This is a genomic window from Bradyrhizobium sp. (genome assembly GCF_019242285.1).
GTDB lineage: Bacteria > Pseudomonadota > Alphaproteobacteria > Rhizobiales > Xanthobacteraceae > Bradyrhizobium.
Map to the genome: position 1 here is coordinate 1 of NZ_JAFAVV010000180.1, position 3,197 is coordinate 3,197.

General features: G+C 66.5%; 3 protein-coding genes. All 3 read left to right on the forward strand.

What is annotated here, in order from left to right:
* A partial coding sequence (gene murF / locus JOY90_RS06795) for a Mur ligase family protein (protein ID WP_291690382.1) occupies positions 1-1,074 on the forward strand: 1,074 nt, incomplete at its 5' end.
* Positions 1,075-1,232: 158 nt separating this feature from the next.
* Positions 1,233-2,339: a phospho-N-acetylmuramoyl-pentapeptide-transferase gene (gene mraY, locus JOY90_RS06800; protein ID WP_291690383.1), complete on the forward strand. Its 1,107-nt coding sequence runs from the start codon at positions 1,233-1,235 to the stop codon at positions 2,337-2,339.
* Between the two features lie 10 nt (positions 2,340-2,349).
* Positions 2,350-3,197 (forward strand): Mur ligase family protein (murD, locus tag JOY90_RS06805; RefSeq protein WP_291690384.1); only part of this gene is annotated, 848 nt, incomplete at its 3' end.

The window sequence follows — 3,197 nt, forward strand, 5'->3', positions numbered from 1 at the left end:
TGGGCGCTCGCACGCGCGGCGCGGGCGCGCTTCCATGCGCCGGTGATCGGGCTGACCGGCAGCGCCGGCAAGACCAGTACGAAAGAGTTCGTTGCCGCCTATCCCGGCGCGGACGCGAGCCCGAGCAGCTTCAACAATTTCTGGGGCGTGCCGCTGACGTTGTGCAACGCAAGACCGGACGCGCGATTGTGGGTGGTCGAGATGGGCATGAACCAGCCCGGCGAGATCGCGCGACTGGCCGAGCTGACGCGGCCGACGGTGGCGCTGGTGGTGAACGTGCAGCCGGTGCATCTGGAGAAGCTCGGCAGCCTGGAGGCGATCCGGCGGGAGAAGGTGAGCATCGCGCAGGGTTTGCCGAAGGATGGCGTCCTGGTGCTGCCCGCAGATGTCGATGCCCCGGAATGGAACGGGACGATCGTCCGCTTCGGTGAGGGATCAGAGACGCGGGAACTGCAACATGTCGCGCAGGGCGACGGCTGGCACGTCGCTGCGCTGGTCGGTGGCAGGCCCGTCGAATTCAGCCTGACGCCCGGCGCGCCACACCGCGTGCACAACGCGCTCGCGGCGCTCGCCGCGATCGAGGCCGCAGGCCTCGACGTCAAGCCGCTCGCGGAAAAGCTTGGCAGCGTCGGCATCATGACCGGGCGCGGTGTCGAGCAGAGCGCGGGCGGCATCACGGTGATCGACGACAGCTTCAACGGCAATCCGGCCAGCATGGTCGCGGCGCTACAGAGCCTCGCCGCGCGGCGGGTCGAGACCGGGCGCAGGATCGCGATGCTCGGCGACATGCTGGAATTGGGCGGCGACGCGGTCGCCTATCACCAGGGGCTGGCACGGCACCTGGACGCGATCGACGGCGTCTATTGCGTCGGTCCGTTGATGCGCGAGCTTTACGAGCTGCTGCCGCAGGACAAGCGTCTCGGGTGGCACGAGGATCCGGCCACGCTCGAAGCGCCGCGCGTCGCCGCGCTGTTGCGCGCGGGCGACGTGGTGGTGGTCAAGGGCAGCAAGAAGATGTTCTGGGTGAACAGGTTCGTGCCCCGGTTGTCGGCCGCGTTGCAGGCAAAAATTTGACTCAAAGCACCTAATCTTTCAGCTCGCCCCACTCGCGCTTCATCCGCGATCATGGTTAAAGGGGCGCGGGGTTCGAGGATGTCCATGATCGTGAACGCGCTTGCGAAGGCGCCTTCTCTGCAAGAGCGCGCAGCAAGCTGCGGCATAGGGCGGAACGCATGTTTTACTGGCTGATCGAACTCTCCAACACCTTTCCCGCGCTCTCCGGTCTGCACACCCTCCTGAACGTCTTCCGCTACATCACCTTCCGCACCGGCGGGGCGATCGCGACCGGCGCGCTGTTCGTGTTCCTGTTCGGACCGTGGATCATCGATCACCTGCGGCTGAGGCAAGGCAAGGGCCAGCCGATTCGTGCCGACGGCCCGCAATCGCATTTGTTGACCAAGAAGGGCACGCCGACGATGGGCGGGCTGATGATCCTGTCCGGGCTCGTGGTCTCGACGCTGTTGTGGGCTAACCCGATGAACCCCTATGTCTGGATCGTGCTCGCGGTGACGCTCGGCTTCGGTTTCGTCGGCTTCTACGACGATTATCTCAAGGTGACGAAGCAGACCTCGAGCGGCTTCGGCGGCCGCACCCGCCTCGCGATCGAGGCGGCGATTGCGTTCGTCGCCTGCTACGCGCTGATGCGGCTCGGCCGCCAGCCGTTCTCGAGCTCGCTGGTGATTCCGTTCTTCAAGGACGTGGTGCTCAATTTCGGCATCTTCTTCGTGATGTTCGGCGCCTTCATCATCGTCGGCTCCGGCAATGCGGTCAACCTGACCGACGGTCTCGACGGCCTCGCCATCGTGCCCGTCATGATTGCTGCGGCGAGCTTCGGCATCATCTCCTATCTCGCCGGCAACGCCGTCTTCTCCGACTATTTGCAGATCAACTATGTCGCCGGCACCGGCGAGCTTGCGGTCTTGTGTGGCGCGGTGTTCGGCGCGGGACTGGGCTTTCTCTGGTTCAATGCGCCGCCGGCCTCGATCTTCATGGGTGACACCGGCTCGCTGGCGCTGGGCGGCATGCTCGGCTCGATCGCGGTCGCAGTGAAGCACGAGATCGTGCTCGGCGTGATCGGCGGACTGTTCGTGCTGGAAGCGGTCTCGGTGATCGTGCAGGTCGCCTCCTTCCGGCTCACCGGAAAACGCATCTTCAGGATGGCGCCGATCCACCATCATTTCGAGCAGCTCGGCTGGACCGAGCCGCAGATCGTGATCCGGTTCTGGATCATCGCGGTGATGCTGGCACTCGCCGGCCTGTCCACGCTGAAACTGCGATGACCGAGAGGCCATGATTCCCATCACCTCCTTCGCGGGCAAGACGGTCGCCGTGTTCGGCCTCGGCGGCTCCGGGCTCGCGAGCTGCCACGCGCTGAAGGCGGGCGGGGCGCAGGTGATCGCGGGCGACGACGGTTTCGACCAACTGGCGGAGGCCGCGAGGGCCGGCTTCACCACGGCCGACCTGCGCACGGTGTCGTGGGCCAATTTTGCCGCGCTGGTGCTCACCCCGGGCGTGCCGCTCACTCATCCAGCGCCGCACTGGAGCGTGCTGATGGCGCGCGAGGCCGGCGTCGAGGTGATCGGCGACATCGAGCTGTTCTGCCGCGAGCGGCGCCGCCATGCGCCGGACGCGCCCTTTGTCGCGATCACCGGCACCAACGGCAAGTCGACCACGACCGCGCTGATCGCGCATCTGATGAAGGTCGCCGGCTACGACACCCAGATGGGCGGCAATATCGGCACCGCGATCCTGTCGCTGGAGCCGCCGCGCAAGGGCAGGGTGCACGTCGTCGAGATGTCGTCCTACCAGATCGACCTGACGCCCTCGCTCGATCCGACCGTGGGCGTCCTGCTCAATATCAGCGAGGACCATATCGACCGCCACGGTACGCTGGCGCATTATGCGGTGGTGAAGGAGCGGCTGGTCGCCGGCGTGCAGCGCGAGGGCACCGCGATCGTCGGCGTCGACGACGGTTTCAGCCGCAACACCGCCGATCGCATCGAGCGGGCAGGCAAGCGCGTCGTGCGGGTCTCGGTGAAGAATCCGCTCCCCGACGGCGTCTATGTCGAGCACGAGACCATCGTGCGCGCCGCGGGCGGGGCACGCAGCGAGATCGCCAGGATCGGCGGCATCGGCTC

What these genes read in the sequence shown, in the direction of transcription:
- mraY (WP_291690383.1), top strand. Translation starts at nt 1,233, where the DNA reads ATGTTTTACTGGCTGATCGAACTCTCCAACACCTTTCCCGCGCTCTCC.